This window comes from Acidovorax sp. GW460-11-11-14-LB4 (assembly GCF_059423685.1).
Map to the genome: position 1 here is coordinate 1 of NZ_JBWKYJ010000014.1, position 16,957 is coordinate 16,957.

A 16,957-nucleotide genomic window follows, 5' to 3' on the forward strand; every position below is an offset into this window, starting at 1 on the left:
GGGGTGGGTGGTGGTCATTTCAGCCATCCCATCAGCACGGCGAAGGCGACGCCCAGAAAGAAGCCGGTCACCTTGCCCTGCCACCAGCCCACGGTCCAGGCGGCGTCGGCGTTCTGGCTGCGCAGGGTGGGTAGCGCCGTGGGCTTGCGCATTTGCGGGTGGCTCATGCAATCCTCCGCGCGCTGCTGGCGGGCAAGCCCATGCCGTGAGCCTCGGCAATGGCGTGGCATTCGCTGGTGGCCCACACGTGGTGCTGGGCTTTGCCTACGCGCACGGCGTAGAGGCGGATGGGGCGCAGGGTGGGGTTCATGCTGCCGCCCCAGTGCCCAAAATTTCGCGCGAATCGCCTTCGGCGATGGACGTGGGGAGTGCCGAAGTGCTGGAGGGCTGAAGTTGAATGCTGCGGACAGGACGGGCGCGGAACTCGTAGTCCTTGATGCCGGCGGTGCTGTTGCCGTACTCGAAGTCCTGGCAAAAGGCGCTGAGGCGCGAGTACTGCGAGCTGGTCCAGTAGTAGGAGTCCTTGCTGAACAACTCTGGCGAGCACTCGTACAGCGCCAGCATTTCGAGGCGGCTGGGGATATACCAGTCTGAATGCCCGGCTAAGGTGAGTGCGCGCACGGCCTGGGCGATGGGGCTGCCTGCGGCCGCCATGGCGCCTGTGTTGGCTGCACCGTTTGGGCCTTTGGCGCCTTCGATTTCGGTGCCGTAGTTGCCCCATTCGCCGGTCCGCTCATGCAGCGAGTCGGCAACGATCAGGCCGTAGGTGGTGCCGTCGCGGCGGGCAATGATGGCGCCCAGGGTGCCGCCTTGGTCGGGTAGGTGGGTGCCGATGGGGGGCGTTGTATGGTGTAGCTTTTCACCGCAAAGGAGCCCGCAATGGGTGCTGTCCACTTCTTGCCGGATACGTTCCTGCTTCCCGATCGCGCGCGCCCCTACATCCAGCATGAGCTGCAGCTTTTCGAGAACGGCGGCGAACTGGTCTTGCGCCTCTGGATCGATGGCGTCGGCGCCGATATGCCGGTTGAATGTGTCCTGAGCAAGGCCCAGGCTGCACAGCTGGCGAGCGGCGCGGAGAAACTGGCGAGCCGTTTGGGTTTCTAGGGCAATGGGGTGCTGCCGGTCCACCAACAGCGTCGCGCCGGTGGTGATGTAGCCGTTGCCGCTGGGGTTGGGTGCGCGGTAGCTGGCTTGCCGAATGGCTGAGTGAAGGCCGTTGGCGTCGATGACGTCGAGCAGTTCGCGGTCTGCGTCTGTCTCGGCTGTCAGTGTGAATTGCTGGCCCCGCTCAGGTGCGGGGTTGATGGTGGTCTGCATCGTTCCTCCAGGGCGCCGGGGTGGCGTGTGGAGGGAATATCACATACGTGATTCGGCTTGTCAATACAAACGTGATATTTCGCGCTGAATTTGTGTTTTGCCCTCTGAAATCAGGGTGCTATGCTGCAATCAGTAACAGTTGGAGGGGCTGATGGGCAACAACGAAGCGTGGGCTGAGGCGCTGGATGAGGCTGAATCGCCAGAGCGGCGCGACAAGGGTCTATGGGCCCGGTGCTTCGCTGAAAGTGGCGGTGATGAGGCCAAGGCCAAGGCGGCCTATGTGTCGGCGAAGGTGGGGGCGGCCATGCCAGCTGCTGCGCCAGCGCAGCGCCCTGTGCGCGATGGGTTCTGCCCGAACTGCGGTGAGGACTGCAGCATGCAGGCTATGTGGTGCACGCATTGCAAGGCTGACTTTACGGGTGATGGCCCGCGCCCGGTGGACAAGCGGCCTCAGCTCCCGCCGCAGCCGCCGCAACGCCAAAGCGGCACGCAGCTGGTGAAGTCGGCCAAGAGCCGAGGCATTTACATCATCCTGGGCTTGTTCTTCGGCTTGCTGGGGGTGCACAACTTCTATGCCGGGCGCCTGGGTATTGGCCTGGCTCAGTTGCTCGTCACCTGCATCCTGGGCTGGTTTGTGGTGGGGCTGTTCATCACCGCGATTTGGGTGCTTATCGAGCTGTTCACTGTCACGAAGGATGGGGCGGGGGACGCCTTTGCGTAGCCCGTGCGCTTGACTGATGTCAGCGCGTGGTCATTTAGGCCTTTACTTTTCGTAGGGGCTGCGGAAACATAAAGATACGGGCCGTGGTACCTATGCGGCCCGCTTTGCTTTTGAGCTCATCAGCGCTTGAATGTGCGCGCCTATCTCTTCCGCCTGCTCGGGCTTGCGCGCCACTGCTGCCAGCATTTCTGCGATTGCAGCCCTTCTAACATCATCGATCCCGCTCAGCAGTGTGCCGATCTGGGCCACGTGGTGGGCGATGTCGTTCTTGCTGCCCCTGGCTGGTAGGTAGTCGGCCTGCACGTCCTGAATGGCGTGGCCTCGGCTGTCGGCGTCGGCCAGCCGTGGGCCTTTGCCGGACTTCAGCCACTCTGCATTGACGCCCACAGCTCTGGAGATGGCCAGCAGCTCGCGCGGGTTCTTGCGGATGCCGCCCTCGATGTTGGCGATGGTGCCCTGGGTGACGCCCGCTTTTTTGGCGAGTTCTTCCTGGCGCAGCCCTGTGGCTTCGCGTGCGCTCTTGAGTCGTTCGGCTATGGTTATCACCGATGTGATTGGACAGGATCGGTCCAACACGTTGGTGTTTGCCGAATTATCACGATCGTGATTTAATGCGGCCATGGAATCACTGCAAAGAGCCATCACGATCCTCGGTGGTCAGGTGTCCCTGGCTACTGCCCTGGGCGTTGTTCAGTCGGCCATATCCGGCTGGCTGAAGCGTGGAAGGGTGCCCATCAAATACTGCGCCGCCATCGAGCGCGCCACGGCGGGCGAGGTCACGCGCCGCGACTTGCGTCCCAACGACTGGCACGACATCTGGCCCGAGCACGAAGAGGCCGAGCGCCTGCGCGCGGTGGTGGCGGACCTGCTGCAGCGGCTGCGTCGGTATGAGCCTGATGCGGCGGATGTTCAAGCGCCTGCAGCTATCAATTCCGAAGCGCTCCATACGGGGCAGGAGGTGGCCCATGTCTGAGCTTTCAAACTCCGCGACAACCGTCATGGCGAAGATCGAGATCGGTCTTGCCACGAATGGTGAGGTCTTTATGCGCAGCGAATTCCTGGGGCGTAAGGACGACATGTACATGCCGTTTCCCCACGGTGAGCTGCTGCCCAAGTTTGAAAAACTGGCGCAAGAACTTCGCGCGCTGATGGTGGTTGAGCTGCGCGCCCAGCTTGCTGCCAACGAGGCCGCGCTGGCTACCCGGGGATGACCTTGTACACCTCGTTGAACTCGACTTGCACGATGCGCGGCCCATGGATCGGGCCGCGTTCCCTGAGCTGGAAGAAGCTCAAGTCTCCGCTGCCGAAGCTGATCTGGTCTTCGTCCTTCAGGCTGGCCAGCAGGTCCCTGAAATGCAGTTTGAACTCTGCACCGCTCATCAGTTTGGTGTCGTTGCTCATGTCCGCCCTCCTTGGCGTTGGTTGTGTAGGAGCTTCCATCGTATGCCAGGGATGGGTGGGCGCCCTTATGCAATTTGAGCAGGAGGTGGCCCATGGCTGAGCACATCAACATTCGCCCCTCAAGTCTGGTTTGGAGGCTGGATTGCGGTGCGGTGATTGAGTTTGAGCCACCCGCTGTTGATCCTGGTGTAGACCAGTTCATGCTGCCGCTCGGTGCGGGCTTCGGGTTCGTGCGGTTTGTCCGTTTGCCTGTAATCAGAGGACAAAGCCAAGCAGTCTTCCAATCGCGCTCAATGCATCCGGTGCTTTCTCCAAGCCTAGGTCCACTAGCTTCAATACAAGGTGTTTTGTGGTCTCGGCCGGCAGCTCGCGAAGCTGATCGAGCCATCGCTGTTTTTCTGCTGGCGGAAGGTCCGACTCCTGAATCTTCAGAGACAGGAGGTCTTTGATGGTCTCGTCGTGCAGCTTGACTGTGACCACGCCAAGGATGGCTGAGAGACCGCCATCCTCTTCTATGAAGTCCATGCCCTTGGCTGTGGCGTGTACCGCTCCCACAGCGATATCGCCTGAGTTCATCGCGCTTTTGTGTAGCCGCAGCAGCCCGTGCTCTTCCAGATACACAAGGTTGCGCACTGTCGTCGCGTCGGAAAGCTCGATCCCATCGCCATGCAGGACTGGGGCTGGGTATTTCACCGCCGCTATCGATAGCAGTTGCTTCTGCAGTGATCTGTTCAATGTCATGTCCGCCCTCTCTGGTGATGGTTGTGTGAGAGCGTCCATCGTATGCCAGGGCAGGGCGGGCGCCCAGTTCTGTTTTGCCACCCCGCCAGGCCAGCAGCCGCGCTGCCGGGCTGCTCCACCCAACCACCAGGGCGCTGCGCGCGCAGGCAAGTGCGCGCGGCTTCGTGCGGTGGCGTGGCGGGGTGCTTTCTCTGTGGGTCATGCGCACACCGCGTCTGTCAGCGCCTCCAGCGCGCGCAGCGGGGCCGGCGGCACGCTGCCGGTGGCGCGCATGCGGCTGGCGGCGGTGTCCAGCCATTGGCCCAGGTCTTCGATGCTCAGGGTGCCCTGTGCGTCCATCACAAAAAGCATCTGCTGCACCAGCAGCTCGAGCGCGGCCACGCGGTCGGGCAGGGCGTGGGCGGTGGTGGGTGCTGGTGCTGCCGTTGTGCAGCTGGAGGTTTGATTCGTCATGAGAGCAACTGTCTCAATTCCGCGCGCCTTTGCCTATGGCGAAGGTGAGCCGGTACCGTCCACCCGGCCCGATGTGTTGGTGGCGGTGGCCGCCATGCTGGAGGGGCGGCTGGAGCGTGTGGCCAAGAGCATTGGCATGTCACCCAGCACCCTGCAGAAGAAGGTGAGCCTGTACACCGACACGCACCACCTATCGGTGAGCGAGCTGCAGATGATCCAGCACGCCACGGGCTGCATTGCGCCCACCGAGGTGCTGGCCGCTGCCGAGGGCTATGTGTGCGTGCAGGTGAACCCGGTGCAGGTCACCAGCGTGGCCGAGTTTCTGGCCACTGGCGCGCAGATGTTTGGCGACCTGGCCAAGGCCATGCAGGAAGAGGCCAGCCACGACCGCCCGGTAACGCCCAACGGCCACAAGCGAGTGCAGCATCTGGTGCAGGAGCTGATGGGGCACATCAATGCGGGCAATGCGTTTGTGGCGGGGCGAGTGCCTGCCAAGGGTGGGGTGTAGCCATGCAGCTCAACATCGCCATCAAGGGCATTGAGCGCGTGAAGGCGCAGCTGGAGGCGTTATCCAGCAGCCAGCTGCGCGAGGCCTCGGCCAAGGCGCTGAACGACACGGGCTACCAGGTGCGGCGCGACATGCAGCGCGAGCTGACGCATCGGTTTGACCGGCCTACGCCGTTCATTGTCACATCGCCCAGGGTGTTCGAGGCCACGCCCGACAAGCTGCAGGTGTCAATTGCACCGACGAAGCAAAGCCAGTTTGGCACCATTGGCGGCAAGATCGGTGTGGACCCGCAGCAGGTGCTGCAGGCGCAGGAGTTTGGTGGCCAGCGGCGTGACAAGCGCAGCGAGGTGGCCCTGCGCCGGGCGGGCATCTTGCCCAACGGCTACCAGCTGGCCATCCCTGCCAACCCGTTCCCGGGCAGCGAGGATGGCTACGGCAACATCAAGGGGCCGTTTCTGGTGCAGTTGATCAGCTACTTCCAGGCCTTTGGCGAGCAGGGCTACCGCGCCAACATGACCGACCGAACCCGCGCCAACCTCGCGCGCGGTGGCACGGCCGCCCGCCTTGCCAAGGTGGCGGGCCCCCAGCTGGGGCGCCGCTACATCGTGAGCTACGGAAAGATGCGCGGCGGCTCCCGCATCACCCGCAAGGGCGAGCCCGACATGCGCGCCAGCAACCTGGCCCCAGGCATCTGGGCTGTGCTGGGCGCCACGGGTGCCGTGGTTAAGCCGGTGGTGATGTTCGTCCGCAAGGGCACCTACAAACCCCGCTTGGATCTGGACAGCCTGGGCAAGAGCGCAGCCACGCGGGACTACCTGGCACGGCGCATGCGGTTTCGGATTCGTCAGGCTGCGGAGGCGCTGGCTGTATGACGCAGACCGCAACGCATTGCCAAGTGCCCCGCGCCTGGCAGCCCACAAAGCAAGAGCGCCTGCGCACCATGCTGCTCGAAATGCCGCTCACCCGCGCGGAGCTGGTGGAGCGCACCGGCTGGGCCGCCAAGCAGGTGGACAAGGCCATCGAGGATGCAATGCGTCTGGGCTCGGTGATCCCCTTGAATCTGCCAGGCCGCACCCGCCGCAGCTATGCCGTGCCGGGGTTTGTGCCCGAGGTGTGCGCGCAAGCGGCCAGTGCGCAGTTTGGACATGAAGAGCGGCAGATCCTGCTGCGAGAAATGAAAGCGATGGGGCAGGCATGAATCACTACCCGCACCACGTCGGCGACTTCAACAGCGCCACCCGACATTTAACGTTCGTTGAACGGGCGTTGTACCGGGAGTTGCTTGACCTGTACTACGACACCGAACGGGCACTCATCGCCGATGAAGCCAAGCTCGCACGGCGCATCGTTGCCAACACCGAAGAGCTGCGCGAGGCGCTGCGCGTGGTGCTGGAAGAGTTCTTCGAGCTGCGAGAGGATGGCTGGCACAACGACCGCTGCGACCGTGAGATTGCGGCCTATCACGCAAAACAAGAGCAGCAATCCCGCGCTGGGCGTGCGTCTGCAGCCAAAAGGGCAGGGGGCGCCAGCGGTGCAGCAGGTGTTGCCAAGCCTGCAGAGCCACCACCATCAGGTGGAGGTGGTGCGGTTGAACGCCCGTTGAACGACCGATCAACCAACCAGAACCAGAACCAGAACCATATAAGTCCCCCCAACCCCCCTGCAGGGGGGGCGGGTGCGGGCTTGGCTGTCGCCACTGCACTCAGCAGCCACTTCCCGCTGCACCGCAGAACCCGCATCGCCGAGGTGGCCACGCTGATCGCAGCCATCGAGGCTGAGGGGCTGAGCACGGGTGAGCAGCTGCTGCACGCGGCCGCCCTGCAGTCCGAGGAGTTGGGCAAGGACGGCGGCAAGCACGCGCCCAACGTGTTGACGTGGCTGCGGCGCAAGGGCTGGCTGGACTGCGCTGCCCTCCAGGCCGGTGCCGCGCCAGCCGATTGGCGCCAGACCCGCAGCGGTGTCGAGTCCATGGGCGAACGCCTGGGCCTTGGTCGGTGGGACGAATCGCGCCACCGCCTGTTTGCGCAGTACGAGGCCGCAGTAGTCGCCGCCTTCGATGCGCAGGCCGCGACGGTCGGAGCTTAAGCAATGGCGGAGCCCTCCACCCCCACCCCCCGTCTCGGGTCCTCCCCCCACCCCCCAAGTGCGGGTAATTCGAGCCGCCCTGTCGGACTGTTGCGGGTGAGTGCTAAGGGGGTTAAGTGAATATGGTGTATGGCTTTGGTGCTACGTTGTTGATAGCAAATGAGGGGTGCAAGTGAAAGTTTTGCCGGTGCTCGACCAGGTGATATCGCAGGCTGAGTTCGCCCAGATCATTGGGGTGAGCGAGGCGCGCGTGTCGCAGATGGTGAGCGAAGGCTTGATTGCCCGGGGCGATACCGCTGCGGGCTGGGTGGTGGCCTATTGCGAGCGGCTGCGTGACCAGGCTGCAGGGCGGCTGGGCGAGACCTACGGCCTCGACCTGGTGCAGGAGCGCGCGGCCCTGGCCCGTGAGCAGCGCGAAGGCCAGGCGATCAAGAACGCAATCGCCCGGCGCGAGTACGCCCACGTAGGCCTGCTGGCTGACGTGCTGGGCCAGGCCGCCAGCGCGGTGGTGGACCGCTTCGACCAACTGGAGGGCACGCTGCGCAAGGCCTGCCCCGCTCTGCCTGATGAAGCCAAGATCGCAGTGCTGCAGGTGATCGCGTCGGCCCGCAATGAGTGGATTCGCGCCACCGAGCGGCTGGTGGCTGACAGCGTGGACGCCATGCTGGCCGAGGGTGCCACCGAGGAAGAGCCGTACAGCGAGGGCATGCCCACATGACCACGATGCCCATGCTGCATGCCGAGACGGCCGCCGCCATCAAGGCGGCAGTGCGCATGGGCCTTGAGAGCCTGCGGGCAGAACCGCCCCAGCGCCTGGGCGACTGGGCGCGCGACCACTTCAAGCTGGCAGGCGAAAGCAGCCACCAAAAGGGCGCCTGGGAAGCCTGGGCCTTCCAGGTGGGCATTCTCGATTTCATGAGCGATGACCGCATTGAGGATCTGGCCGTGCGCAAGGCCAAGCGCGTCGGCTACACCAAGATGGTCACCGCCTTCGTGGCCTACAACATCGCCCACCGCCGCCGCAAGCAGGCCCTGTGGCAACCGACCGACGATGACCGCGACAGCTACGTCAAGAGCGAAATCGACCCGCTGCTGGACCCGCTGACCGGCGTGCCTGCCATCAACAAGGCCCGCAAGCTCGGCAGGTCCTCCGAGGAAACCATCAAGTTCAAGCCCTTCCGCGACAGCGTGCTGCACCTGCTGGGCGGCAAGGCGGCTCGGGCGTACCGCCGCATTACCGTGGCCGTGGCCATCCTGGACGAGTGGAGTGCCTTCGACCAGCAGATCGAGAAATCCGGCGACCCTGGCGGCCTGGCCAAGGGGCGCCTGGAGGGGGCGCCATACCCAAAGTTCGTCGGCGGCAGCACGCCGCGCCTCAAAGGCCTGTGCCATGTCGAGCGCGCGTGCGACAACGCCGAGGGCATGGTGCGCTTCCACATCGACTGCCCACGCTGTGGCCTTGAACACCCATTGATCTGGGGCGGAAAGAACCTGGCCCACGGATTCAAGTGGACGCGCGGCAAGCCCGACACCGTGCACCACGTGTGCCCACACTGCCGTGCATCCATCACCCAGGCCGACTACCTGGCCGGCGGTGTGCCGCTCGCAGGCGCCTGGGTGTGCGAGCGCACGGGCAAGCGCTACGGCCAGGACCGCATCTGGCGCGACAGCAAGGGCATGCCCTGCAACCCGCCGCGCACCCTGGGCGTGCACGTGTGGACGGCCTACAGCCCGCAGCGGGCATGGTCCGATATCGTCACCGAGTTCGAGAACGCCCTGAAGGCGCTGGAGGCGGGCGAAGTCGGCCCCATGCAGCTCTTCGTCAACGAAACCCTGGGCGAGACCTGGGAGCTGGCTGGCGAGCGCACCGACGAGCACGCCCTGCAGGCCCGGGCAGAGCCCTACAAGCTCTGCACCGTGCCCAAGGGCGGCCTGTACCTCACCGCCGGCGTGGACGTGCAGCGCAACCGGTGGGAAATCACCGTCTACGCCTGGGGGCGCGGCATGGAGTCCTGGGTGGTCGATGTGATCGTCATCAAGGGCAACCCCGCTGTCGATGAAGAGTGGGATGCTGTCACCCACCAACTGCAGCGCCGCTACACGCAAGAATGGCACGGCGGCACCCTGGGCATCAGCGCCACCAGCATCGACTCATCCGACCAGACGCAGGCCGTCTACAACTGGGTGGCCAAGGCCCAGCACATCCTGCCCGGGCTGCGCGCCATCAAGGGCGACGGCAACGAGGCCACCAACATCCTGGGCGCCAGCAGCGCGCAGGACATCAACTGGCGCGGCAAGAAGGTGCTCAACGGCATCAAGCTCTGGCGGGTGGGGGTGGACGCCGCCAAAGACCTGCTGCTGGGCCAGCTCGCCATCGACAAACCCGGGCCGGGTTACGTGCACTTCAGCGACGAGCTGCCCCGCGAGTTCTTCGAGCAGCTCACCGCCGAGCAGCGCGTGCTGGCCAAGATCAACGGCCGCGAGGCGTACCGCTGGATCAAGCGCCGCCCCCGCAACGAACAGCTGGACAACCGCAACTACGCCCTGCATGCCGCCATGGCCAGCGGCCTGCACCGCTACGACGACGCCCGCTGGCAGAAGCTGGAGGCCGCCGTGCAGCCCGCCAATCATGACCTATTTGCTACACAAAGCGTAGCAACAAAACCAGAAGAAAAAAGCGCTGCCGCAGACATCGCACCCGTGCAGCACAAGCCCAACCCCTTCGCATCGCGCGCCAACCGCAGGCCCACAGCCTCCACCGTCTCATGGTAAAACCCGCCGCCCCAGCCACCACGCCCGCAACACCCCAGCTCGACGGGCTCCTGCTCGCCGACGGACCCGCCGCCGACCAGCAAGCCCTCGCCGCCGTACAGCACAGCGACGATGTGGTCGAGTACACCCTGCGCTGCGTCATGGCCCTGGCGCCCAAGCTCAACGCGGCAGTGCTGCGCGCGGCCGAGGCCCAGGTGCGCGAGGTGTTCGGCGGCGATGAGGTTTGGGTGGGCCGCCGGCCTGACCTTCTGAGCCGCAACGACGCCATCCGCCGCGACTACCTCGCGGGCGAGCGCGTGGCCCTGCTGTCGCGCCGGTACCAGCTCACTCAGCGCCACGTGCTGCGCATCATCAAGGGGCAGGGGTGACATTTCACCCCTTACAAATGTCACCCCGCCCGGCCTAGATTGCAGCCTGCAACACCACGCGCGCCATGGCCACCACACCCACCACAGAACCCACCACCGTCAACGCAGGCGACACCGTGCTCTGGCGCCGCACGCTGGCCGACTACTCCGCCAGCGACGGCTGGGCGCTGACCTACACCCTGCTCAGCGCCACGGCCAAGATCACCATCAGTGCAGCAGCCGACGGTGCCGACCACCTGGTCAACGTGGCCTCTGGCGTTTCTGGCACATGGGTCGCTGGCGACTACGCCTGGCGCGCCCAGGTCAGCAAGGCGGGGCAGGTGTTTACCGTGGCAGAGGGCCGCATCACCGTGCGCCCCAGCTTCACAGCAGCCACCACGCTCGACACCCGCAGCAGCGCCCGCAAAGCGCTGCAGGCCGTCAAGGACTACCTGGCCGATGCCAACAACATCAAGGCGTCAGAGTATGAAATCGCAGGCCGCCAGCTGCGGCGCTACACCCTCAGCGAGCTGTGGGCCCACCATGACCGGCTGGTGACCGAGGTGCGCAACGAAGGCGCGGCAGACCGCATTGCCGCAGGCCTGCCCAGCAACACCCGCGTTTATGTGAGGTTTGGCCAATGACCAGCATGATCAACCGTGCGCGCCAGTGGCTCAGCCGCACCGTCGCCCCCGCTGCCCACCACACGCGCCGATTCCAGGCTGCCCGCATGGACCGGCTCACCGCCGACTGGATGGCTACTGCGCAAAGCATCAACGAAGAGCTGCGCAGCGACCTTGATGCGCTGCGCTCGCGCGGCCGCCAACTTGGCAACAACAACGACTACGCCAAGAAGTTCGTCGGCATGGTCAAGGACAACATCATCGGCCCCGGCGGCGTGCGCCTGCAGGTGCGCATCGAAGACGCCCCAGGCAAGCCCGACCGCTTGGCCAGCCAGGCCATCGAGCGCGGCTGGAACGAGTGGCAGGCTGTAGCCGATGTCGCCGGGCACCAGCACTTTCGGGACATGTGCGAGACCATGGTCGGCGGCCTGCCGTCTGACGGCGAGTTTCTGGTGCGCATGGTGCGCGGGGCAGACGCGGGCAACCGCTTCAACTTCGCCCTGCAGCTCATTGACGTGGACCGCATCGACACCACCTACAACGGTCGCCACGGCGCCAACACCGTCATCATGGGCGTGGAGGTCAACGCCTACCGTCGCCCTGTGGCCGTACACATCTTTGCCGCCCACCCCAACGACGGCCAGCACAGCAGCCGCCAGCGCATACGCCTGCCGCTGGACGATGTCATCCACGGCTTCAAGGTAGACCGACCCGAGCAGCTGCGCGGCATCCCCTGGATGGCCGCTGGCATGCTCAGCCTGCACCACCTGGGCAACTTCAAGCTGGCGGCGCTGCTTGCGGCAGAGCATGGCGCCAACCACTACGGCTTCTTCACCACGCCAGATGGCCAGTCACCCATCGGCGCCCCGGACTCCACCGGCGGCGAGGCCGTCACCGTCAGCCAGCCTGGGTACTACGACACGCTGCCCACCGGAGTGCAGTTCACGCCCTACGACAGCAAGTACCCCGAGCAGAACTTCGGCCCCTTCGTCAAGACCACCCTGCAGCGCATTGCCAGCGGCTGGGGGGTGGCCTACCACTCCCTGGCCAACGACCTGGAGGGCGTCAGCTTCTCCAGCATCCGCAGCGGCACGCTCGAAGAGCGCGACCGGTGGATGAGCGACCAGCAATGGTTCATCGACGTAGCGCTGGAGCGCATCTACCGGGCCTGGCTGCAAATGGCCCTCCTGTCCGGCGCCATCACCATGCCCAACGGCAGCGCGCTGCCCGCCTCCAAGCTGGAGAAATTCAGCCGGCACGAATGGCAGCCCCGCCGCTGGGAATGGGTGGATCCGCAGGCTGACACCAATGCCAACATCCTCAAGGTGCGCGCAGGCCTCATGAGCCCGCAGGACCTTTGCAGCGCTATGGGCTACGACTTCGAGGACACGCTCGACGCCATCGCAGCCGCCCAAAAGCTCGCCAAGGAAAAGAACGTGCAGCTGCCTGCCTACGACGCACTGCCGGGGGCCGGTGCAGCAGCCTCAAGTGGTCTCAAGGGCGATTCGGGTGTGCGCGAAGCCATTGAATTCGTGGCCGCAATCAGGGCCATGGATGAAAAGTTTGACCAGATGCGGCTTGCTGCGTTTGAGCGGCGACAGGCCGATTCCAAGAGCTGAAGCACGGCGCCTGGTTGAGCAAGCGCTGCAGTTCAAGGCCCGCCCCGCGCGGGCCTTTTGCTGTGTGGTGCGCTGTGCAAGTAGGTGACATTTCACCCCTTACAAATGTCACCTCACCCCGCTTGCAATAGCGGGCATGAGCAGCACAGCACAACTCCCCGAAGCCGTCGCGCGGCACCTGTCCAAGGGTCGCGCAGAGCGTGCATTTCTGGTCGAGCGCCAGGCCATTGACGAAGAAGCCCGCACCGCTGTGCTGGCCTTCGCCAGCGAGCTGCCTTACGAGCGCTACTGGGGCGTGGAGATTCTGGACTGCACAGCCACCAGCATGCGCCAGGGCCGCCTGCGCAGTGGTGCCAACCTGCTTTGCGACCACGACACCCGCGATGTCGTTGGCGTTATCGAATCTGTCGAGATCGGTGCGGACAGGGTTGCCCGCGCCGTGGTGCGCTTCGGAAAAAGCGCTCGTGCAGAGGAAGTGTGGAACGACGTGCGCGACGGCATCCGCCGCAACGTGTCTGTCGGCTACATGGTCCACAAAGCGCAGCTGGTCGAGACCGTGGACGGCGTGGAAACCTACCGCGTCACCGACTGGGAGCCCTTTGAAGTCTCGCTGGTCAGCGTACCCGCTGACGCATCCGTCGGCGTAGGCCGCAGCCTCGATGGCGCTGAAACCCCAGCGCCAGACGCAGCCCCCGCGCCGCAAGCCACCACCCCCACCACAACCCCATCCGAACCCGAGGTAAAAACCATGCCCGATCCCGTAGTCGAAGTCGTCGAGCAGCGCAACCACGCTGCCGAAATCTCCAAAATTGCCCCCAGCATCCCAGGCGGCGCCGAGCTGGCCATGGATGCCATTCAGCGCGGCCTGACCGTTGAGCAGTTCCAGCGCGAGGCCATCGCCAAGATGGCCAGTAAGCCCGTGCCCACCGCCGATATCGGCATGGAAAAGGGCGAGGTCAAGCAGTACAGCCTGATGCGCGCTCTGAACGCGTTGGCCAACCCCACCGACGCCGCCGCACAGCGCGCAGCCGCATTCGAGCGCGAGTGCTCCGATGTTGCTGCTGCCAAGCTGGGCAAGCAAGCGCGCGGCTTCATGGTGCCCAACGAGGTACAGCGCCGCGACCTGCTGGTGGGTACTCCCACTGCGGGCGGTAACCTGGTGGCGACGGATCTGCTCACCGGCAGCTTCATCGACATCCTGCGCAATGCCATGGTCATCGACGGCCTGGGTACGCGCATGCTCACCGGCCTGGTGGGCAATGTGGCCATCCCCAAGCTCACCGGCTCGGCTTCCGCATACTGGGTGGCTGAAAACGTGGCGCCCACCGAAAGCCAGCAAACTGTCGGCCAGGTCACTCTGACCCCCAAGACGGTCGGCGCCTTCACCGACATCGCCCGCCGCCTGCTGCTGCAAACCAGCCTGGATGTCGAAGCCATGGTGCAGAACGACCTCGCCACCATTCTGGGCCTGGCCATCCAGCAAGCCGCCATCAACGGCACGGGTGCATCCAACCAGCCCAGCGGCATCCTGACGCAGATCGCCACGCCCACCGTGGTGGCAGGCACCAACGGTGCTGCGCCCACCTGGCAGAACGTCATCGATCTGGAGTCTGCCGTGGCTGTGGCCAATGCCGACGTGGGCACGCTGGCCTACCTCACCAACGCCAAGGTGCGCGGCAAGCTCAAGGCCACCAGCAAGGTGTCGGGCCAAAACGGCTTCATCTGGGAAAGTGGCGACACCCCCGTCAACGGCTACCGCGCAGCGGTCACCAACGCCGTGCCGTCCAACCTCACCAAGGGCACCAGCTCTGGCGTGTGCTCGGCAGCCATCTTTGGCAACTGGGCTGACCTGGTGATCGGCATGTGGGGTGGCCTGGACCTGATGGTGGACCCCTACACCGGCAGCGCCGCCGGCACCGTGCGCGTGGTGGCCCTGCAAGACGTGGATGTTGCCCTGCGCAACACCGTGTCGTTCGCCACCGTGGTGGACCTGCTGACCGTCTAAGCCAGCGCCACGCCCCCAGCCCACTACCGCCCTGACCCCCAGCATGTTCACCGAAGACATCAGCGCCTTCTTCAGCACCGCAGATTTCGCCACCATGGCGAGCTTTGCCGGTGGTGCCGATGTGCCTGTCATCTTCGACGCGGCTGCGGTTCAGGGCTCGGTGGGGCCGCTGGGCATGGTCAGTGCCATGCCCGCCATCACCTTGCCCAGTGCGCAGGTGCCCGCCAGCCCGGTGGGCGTCAGCGTGGTGGTGACTGTGGATGGCGCAGCGGTCCCCTACGTGGTGGCCGACGCCCAGCCCGACGGCACCGGCGTCACACGCCTGCTGCTGGAGGTCGCATGACCACCCCCACCGTCTTCGCCCAGGTGCTCGGCGCCATGCAGGCATCCCTGCAGGCCGCCACACCCGTTTCCCAAAACGTGTTCCGCGCCCGGGCCCGGGTGATACCGCAGCAGATGGCCACGGCCATCGTGGTGCGGCCCGCCCAGGCAGAGCGCGACGCATCGGTGGGGCAGGGCGCCATGGCGCTGTGGCTCACGGCTGCGGCGGTGGAGTGCTACGCACGCGGCAGTGCCTCCAGCCCGGCGGATGTGGCGGTGGACGAGCTGATGGGCGCAGCCGTGCAGCGGCTGATGCAAGACCCATCCCTCGGCGGCCTGGTGGGGTCCATCGACCCCCAGGGCGTGTCCTGGGATTTCGACGTGGACGGCGAGCAAACCGCCTGCGCCACGGTGACTTTTTACGTGCGGCACGCCACGGCGTCTGCGTCTTTCTTCTGATCACCTTCCAACGAGGTAACCCAAATGGCAAACCCCATCTTCTGGACCAACGTAGGCATCGATGTGCAAACCGCACTGGCTGCTGCCGTCACTATCACCGCCATCAGCAAGGCATCCCCCGGCGTGGCCACCTACAGCGGGGTCGTCAACCCCGCCAACGGCGACCACATCGTCATCACCGCCAACGGCATGAGCCAGGTGAATGACCGCATCTTCCGCATCGCCAATGTCAACACCACGACCAAGACGTTCGAGCTGGAAGGCGAAGACACCTCGCTGTACGACACCTTCATCAACGGCAGCTACCAGATCGTCACCTTCGGCGCTTCTTTCAGCACCGTGCAGAGCATCAGCCCCAGCGGTGGCGACTACGAAAAGGCCGACGTCACCACCATCCACGACCAGGTGCGCAAGCAGGTGCCCACCATTGCCGCGCCCCTCACACTGGCCATGACCAACTTTTTCGACCTGACCGATCCCGGCTTCGTGGAGTGCAACAAGGCCTACAAGTCCAAGACCAAGCGCGCCATCCGCCTGCGTTTCGGTACCGGCGCAAAGATGCTGATGACCGGCTACGTGGGCGCCGCTGGTGTGCCCACCGGCCAGGCCCAGGGCGTGGTGCAGACCCCTGTGACCATCGAGGCGCAAAACCTCCCCACCGTCTACGCGAGCTGATCGCGCAGCGCGCATGCCGCACCCCGGCATGCGCATGGTTTCGTGCGCGGCACGGTGGGCTGCAAGGCCTGCTGGCTCCGTCTTTGCCCGAGCGGGCACGCCGCGCACTCCCTTCCCATCGGGCCTTTGATCGGGCTTCTCCCATGTCTATCTCTCTCGTCGTATCTCCAAAGGTCAAGTTCCCTGTGAAGGGCAGCATCAAGAACGAAGCCGGTGTAGACCAGCCGTTCGACTTCACCCTCACCTGCAAGCGCCTCGACACCGATGAAATCCAGGCCAAAAAGAACGAAGACGGCTCCTACGTCTATGCCGACTTCATGGCTGGTGTTATTGAAGACTGGTCCGGCGTCAAGGACAAAGACAACCAGGCCGTGCCCTACACCACCGACGCGTGGCAGGCCCTGAGCAAGATCCCCGGCGTGGCTGCGCTCGCCTGGCAAACCTACATGCGCGAGAACGGCGCCAAGGAAAAAAACTAGCCCAGGTCGCCCGCCGGATCGCTGAGCACAACCATGCGCGCCACTCTGCCCAACAGCCACAGCAGCCGGGTCCAGACCCGTCCAGCCCCATGGGTGGGCTGCTCTCGCAGCTTGCGGCCGTGGGTGCGTTTGACGCGCAGGGCGAGCCAGACCCCGGGGGCGACATCGTGTACCTGTGGCCCGAATGCGTTGATGCATGGGGCCACTGGCAGCAGCTGCAAACCCAGTGGCGCACCGGCGTGGCTGGCGCCACGGGCCTCGACTACAGCGGCGTGCGCGCCTACCTGGACGAGCACGGCATCGAGCCCGGCCCCGAGCGGCGCGAGCTGTTCGCTTGCCTGCAGGCCTGCGAATTCGCAAGCCTTGAAGCGTGGTCCGAGCTGCGCGCCAAAGAGTCACCGCCACCACCTCCAACCAACCGGTAACGCTGC

Annotated in this window: 25 protein-coding genes; 18 read left to right on the plus strand and 7 right to left on the minus strand. The window is 65.1% G+C overall.

All coding sequences use genetic code 11. The features are described 5' to 3' along the window. Positions 1-14: 14 nt before the first annotated feature. Genes AC07X4_RS07750 through AC07X4_RS07760 form a run of 3 tightly spaced genes read right to left on the minus strand, consistent with a single transcriptional unit; the run spans position 15 to position 1,317 of the window. Entirely contained in the window at positions 15-167 is a 153-nt protein-coding gene (locus tag AC07X4_RS07750) for a hypothetical protein (RefSeq protein ID WP_494739723.1), read from the minus strand. Further along, positions 164-310, minus strand: a complete 147-nt coding sequence (locus tag AC07X4_RS07755; protein ID WP_494739724.1) for a hypothetical protein — start codon at positions 308-310, stop codon at positions 164-166. The genes AC07X4_RS07750 and AC07X4_RS07755 overlap by 4 nt, the downstream gene beginning before the upstream one ends. Next, entirely contained in the window at positions 307-1,317 is a 1,011-nt protein-coding gene (locus tag AC07X4_RS07760; protein WP_494739725.1) for an Lcl C-terminal domain-containing protein, read from the minus strand. The genes AC07X4_RS07755 and AC07X4_RS07760 overlap by 4 nt, the downstream gene beginning before the upstream one ends. Positions 1,318-1,468: 151 nt before the next feature. Here AC07X4_RS07760 and AC07X4_RS07765 point away from each other — a divergent pair, with 151 nt between their 5' ends. Then, a complete protein-coding gene (locus AC07X4_RS07765; RefSeq protein ID WP_494739726.1) occupies positions 1,469-2,038 on the plus strand; it encodes a TM2 domain-containing protein in 570 nt (189 codons plus the stop codon). 90 nt (positions 2,039-2,128) lie between these two features. Here the strand turns inward: AC07X4_RS07765 and AC07X4_RS07770 are convergent, their stop codons facing one another. Beyond that, positions 2,129-2,659: a helix-turn-helix domain-containing protein gene (locus AC07X4_RS07770; RefSeq protein ID WP_494739727.1), complete on the minus strand. Its 531-nt coding sequence runs from the start codon at positions 2,657-2,659 to the stop codon at positions 2,129-2,131. Between AC07X4_RS07770 and AC07X4_RS07775 the strand changes: the two genes are divergently transcribed. Then, on the plus strand, positions 2,658-3,011 hold the full coding sequence (locus tag AC07X4_RS07775; RefSeq protein ID WP_494739728.1) for a transcriptional regulator: 354 nt from the start codon (positions 2,658-2,660) through the stop codon (positions 3,009-3,011). The genes AC07X4_RS07770 and AC07X4_RS07775 overlap by 2 nt on opposite strands. Next, positions 3,004-3,249 (plus strand): hypothetical protein, encoded by a 246-nt coding sequence (locus tag AC07X4_RS07780; RefSeq protein WP_494739729.1) that lies wholly within the window; start codon positions 3,004-3,006, stop codon positions 3,247-3,249. The genes AC07X4_RS07775 and AC07X4_RS07780 overlap by 8 nt, the downstream gene beginning before the upstream one ends. Here the strand turns inward: AC07X4_RS07780 and AC07X4_RS07785 are convergent. The 3 genes from AC07X4_RS07785 to AC07X4_RS07795 form a co-directional block, all read right to left on the minus strand. Beyond that, complete coding sequence (locus AC07X4_RS07785) at positions 3,236-3,439, minus strand: hypothetical protein (RefSeq protein WP_494739730.1); 204 nt, start codon at positions 3,437-3,439, stop codon at positions 3,236-3,238. The two genes, AC07X4_RS07780 and AC07X4_RS07785, sit on opposite strands and share 14 nt — an antisense overlap. Positions 3,440-3,694: 255 nt before the next feature. Continuing rightward, the gene (locus tag AC07X4_RS07790; RefSeq protein WP_494739731.1) at positions 3,695-4,180 is read right to left on the minus strand and encodes a hypothetical protein; all 486 of its coding nucleotides are present in this window, start codon (positions 4,178-4,180) and stop codon (positions 3,695-3,697) included. A 198-nt stretch (positions 4,181-4,378) separates the two neighbouring features. After that, positions 4,379-4,633 (minus strand): hypothetical protein, encoded by a 255-nt coding sequence (locus tag AC07X4_RS07795; RefSeq protein ID WP_494739732.1) that lies wholly within the window; start codon positions 4,631-4,633, stop codon positions 4,379-4,381. On the opposite strand from AC07X4_RS07795, the gene AC07X4_RS07800 reads away from it, so the two are divergent. From AC07X4_RS07800 to AC07X4_RS07870, 15 genes are all read left to right on the plus strand, one after another. Continuing rightward, the gene (locus AC07X4_RS07800; RefSeq protein WP_494739733.1) at positions 4,632-5,141 is read left to right on the plus strand and encodes a phage regulatory CII family protein; all 510 of its coding nucleotides are present in this window, start codon (positions 4,632-4,634) and stop codon (positions 5,139-5,141) included. The genes AC07X4_RS07795 and AC07X4_RS07800 overlap by 2 nt on opposite strands. 2 nt (positions 5,142-5,143) lie before the next feature. Next, a complete protein-coding gene (locus AC07X4_RS07805) occupies positions 5,144-6,013 on the plus strand; it encodes a hypothetical protein (protein WP_494739734.1) in 870 nt (289 codons plus the stop codon). Then, the gene (locus tag AC07X4_RS07810; RefSeq protein ID WP_494739735.1) at positions 6,010-6,339 is read left to right on the plus strand and encodes a hypothetical protein; all 330 of its coding nucleotides are present in this window, start codon (positions 6,010-6,012) and stop codon (positions 6,337-6,339) included. The genes AC07X4_RS07805 and AC07X4_RS07810 overlap by 4 nt, the downstream gene beginning before the upstream one ends. Then, complete coding sequence (locus tag AC07X4_RS07815) at positions 6,336-7,226, plus strand: YdaU family protein (RefSeq protein ID WP_494739736.1); 891 nt, start codon at positions 6,336-6,338, stop codon at positions 7,224-7,226. The genes AC07X4_RS07810 and AC07X4_RS07815 overlap by 4 nt, the downstream gene beginning before the upstream one ends. 172 nt (positions 7,227-7,398) lie before the next feature. After that, positions 7,399-7,944: a hypothetical protein gene (locus tag AC07X4_RS07820; protein WP_494739737.1), complete on the plus strand. Its 546-nt coding sequence runs from the start codon at positions 7,399-7,401 to the stop codon at positions 7,942-7,944. Further along, positions 7,941-9,998 carry a phage terminase large subunit family protein gene (locus AC07X4_RS07825; RefSeq protein WP_494739738.1) on the plus strand — a complete coding sequence of 686 codons (2,058 nt, stop codon included), beginning with the start codon at positions 7,941-7,943 and terminating at the stop codon, positions 9,996-9,998. Before AC07X4_RS07820 ends, AC07X4_RS07825 begins: the two co-directional genes overlap by 4 nt. After that, the gene (locus AC07X4_RS07830; RefSeq protein WP_494739739.1) at positions 9,992-10,366 is read left to right on the plus strand and encodes a Mor transcription activator family protein; all 375 of its coding nucleotides are present in this window, start codon (positions 9,992-9,994) and stop codon (positions 10,364-10,366) included. The genes AC07X4_RS07825 and AC07X4_RS07830 overlap by 7 nt, the downstream gene beginning before the upstream one ends. 65 nt (positions 10,367-10,431) lie before the next feature. Then, positions 10,432-10,989 (plus strand): hypothetical protein, encoded by a 558-nt coding sequence (locus AC07X4_RS07835; RefSeq protein WP_494739740.1) that lies wholly within the window; start codon positions 10,432-10,434, stop codon positions 10,987-10,989. Then, on the plus strand, positions 10,986-12,587 hold the full coding sequence (locus tag AC07X4_RS07840; protein WP_494739741.1) for a phage portal protein: 1,602 nt from the start codon (positions 10,986-10,988) through the stop codon (positions 12,585-12,587). Before AC07X4_RS07835 ends, AC07X4_RS07840 begins: the two co-directional genes overlap by 4 nt. A 136-nt stretch (positions 12,588-12,723) precedes the next feature. Next, on the plus strand, positions 12,724-14,592 hold the full coding sequence (locus AC07X4_RS07845) for a phage major capsid protein (RefSeq protein WP_494739742.1): 1,869 nt from the start codon (positions 12,724-12,726) through the stop codon (positions 14,590-14,592). Positions 14,593-14,635: 43 nt separating this feature from the next. Continuing rightward, positions 14,636-14,935, plus strand: a complete 300-nt coding sequence (locus AC07X4_RS07850) for a head-tail joining protein (RefSeq protein ID WP_494739743.1) — start codon at positions 14,636-14,638, stop codon at positions 14,933-14,935. Further along, on the plus strand, positions 14,932-15,372 hold the full coding sequence (locus AC07X4_RS07855) for a hypothetical protein (protein WP_494739744.1): 441 nt from the start codon (positions 14,932-14,934) through the stop codon (positions 15,370-15,372). Before AC07X4_RS07850 ends, AC07X4_RS07855 begins: the two co-directional genes overlap by 4 nt. 24 nt (positions 15,373-15,396) lie before the next feature. Beyond that, entirely contained in the window at positions 15,397-16,047 is a 651-nt protein-coding gene (locus AC07X4_RS07860; protein ID WP_494739745.1) for a phage tail tube protein, read from the plus strand. Positions 16,048-16,190: 143 nt separating this feature from the next. After that, the gene (locus tag AC07X4_RS07865) at positions 16,191-16,526 is read left to right on the plus strand and encodes a phage-derived protein YdaY family protein (RefSeq protein WP_494739746.1); all 336 of its coding nucleotides are present in this window, start codon (positions 16,191-16,193) and stop codon (positions 16,524-16,526) included. A gap of 89 nt (positions 16,527-16,615) precedes the next feature. Further along, a complete protein-coding gene (locus AC07X4_RS07870; protein ID WP_494739747.1) occupies positions 16,616-16,951 on the plus strand; it encodes a DUF1799 domain-containing protein in 336 nt (111 codons plus the stop codon). Positions 16,952-16,957 lie beyond the last annotated feature (6 nt).

What these genes read in the sequence shown, in the direction of transcription:
- AC07X4_RS07865 (WP_494739746.1), top strand. Translation starts at nt 16,191, where the DNA reads ATGTCTATCTCTCTCGTCGTATCTCCAAAGGTCAAGTTCCCTGTGAAG.
- AC07X4_RS07755 (WP_494739724.1), bottom strand. Translation starts at nt 310, where the DNA reads ATGAACCCCACCCTGCGCCCCATCCGCCTCTACGCCGTGCGCGTAGGC.
- AC07X4_RS07790 (WP_494739731.1), bottom strand. Translation starts at nt 4,180, where the DNA reads ATGACATTGAACAGATCACTGCAGAAGCAACTGCTATCGATAGCGGCG.
- AC07X4_RS07810 (WP_494739735.1), top strand. Translation starts at nt 6,010, where the DNA reads ATGACGCAGACCGCAACGCATTGCCAAGTGCCCCGCGCCTGGCAGCCC.
- AC07X4_RS07855 (WP_494739744.1), top strand. Translation starts at nt 14,932, where the DNA reads ATGACCACCCCCACCGTCTTCGCCCAGGTGCTCGGCGCCATGCAGGCA.
- AC07X4_RS07775 (WP_494739728.1), top strand. Translation starts at nt 2,658, where the DNA reads ATGGAATCACTGCAAAGAGCCATCACGATCCTCGGTGGTCAGGTGTCC.
- AC07X4_RS07800 (WP_494739733.1), top strand. Translation starts at nt 4,632, where the DNA reads ATGAGAGCAACTGTCTCAATTCCGCGCGCCTTTGCCTATGGCGAAGGT.
- AC07X4_RS07785 (WP_494739730.1), bottom strand. Translation starts at nt 3,439, where the DNA reads ATGAGCAACGACACCAAACTGATGAGCGGTGCAGAGTTCAAACTGCAT.
- AC07X4_RS07770 (WP_494739727.1), bottom strand. Translation starts at nt 2,659, where the DNA reads ATGGCCGCATTAAATCACGATCGTGATAATTCGGCAAACACCAACGTG.
- AC07X4_RS07780 (WP_494739729.1), top strand. Translation starts at nt 3,004, where the DNA reads ATGTCTGAGCTTTCAAACTCCGCGACAACCGTCATGGCGAAGATCGAG.
- AC07X4_RS07760 (WP_494739725.1), bottom strand. Translation starts at nt 1,317, where the DNA reads ATGCAGACCACCATCAACCCCGCACCTGAGCGGGGCCAGCAATTCACA.
- AC07X4_RS07845 (WP_494739742.1), top strand. Translation starts at nt 12,724, where the DNA reads ATGAGCAGCACAGCACAACTCCCCGAAGCCGTCGCGCGGCACCTGTCC.
- AC07X4_RS07835 (WP_494739740.1), top strand. Translation starts at nt 10,432, where the DNA reads ATGGCCACCACACCCACCACAGAACCCACCACCGTCAACGCAGGCGAC.
- AC07X4_RS07750 (WP_494739723.1), bottom strand. Translation starts at nt 167, where the DNA reads ATGAGCCACCCGCAAATGCGCAAGCCCACGGCGCTACCCACCCTGCGC.
- AC07X4_RS07825 (WP_494739738.1), top strand. Translation starts at nt 7,941, where the DNA reads ATGACCACGATGCCCATGCTGCATGCCGAGACGGCCGCCGCCATCAAG.
- AC07X4_RS07765 (WP_494739726.1), top strand. Translation starts at nt 1,469, where the DNA reads ATGGGCAACAACGAAGCGTGGGCTGAGGCGCTGGATGAGGCTGAATCG.
- AC07X4_RS07850 (WP_494739743.1), top strand. Translation starts at nt 14,636, where the DNA reads ATGTTCACCGAAGACATCAGCGCCTTCTTCAGCACCGCAGATTTCGCC.
- AC07X4_RS07805 (WP_494739734.1), top strand. Translation starts at nt 5,144, where the DNA reads ATGCAGCTCAACATCGCCATCAAGGGCATTGAGCGCGTGAAGGCGCAG.
- AC07X4_RS07840 (WP_494739741.1), top strand. Translation starts at nt 10,986, where the DNA reads ATGACCAGCATGATCAACCGTGCGCGCCAGTGGCTCAGCCGCACCGTC.
- AC07X4_RS07795 (WP_494739732.1), bottom strand. Translation starts at nt 4,633, where the DNA reads ATGACGAATCAAACCTCCAGCTGCACAACGGCAGCACCAGCACCCACC.
- AC07X4_RS07860 (WP_494739745.1), top strand. Translation starts at nt 15,397, where the DNA reads ATGGCAAACCCCATCTTCTGGACCAACGTAGGCATCGATGTGCAAACC.
- AC07X4_RS07815 (WP_494739736.1), top strand. Translation starts at nt 6,336, where the DNA reads ATGAATCACTACCCGCACCACGTCGGCGACTTCAACAGCGCCACCCGA.
- AC07X4_RS07830 (WP_494739739.1), top strand. Translation starts at nt 9,992, where the DNA reads ATGGTAAAACCCGCCGCCCCAGCCACCACGCCCGCAACACCCCAGCTC.
- AC07X4_RS07870 (WP_494739747.1), top strand. Translation starts at nt 16,616, where the DNA reads ATGGGTGGGCTGCTCTCGCAGCTTGCGGCCGTGGGTGCGTTTGACGCG.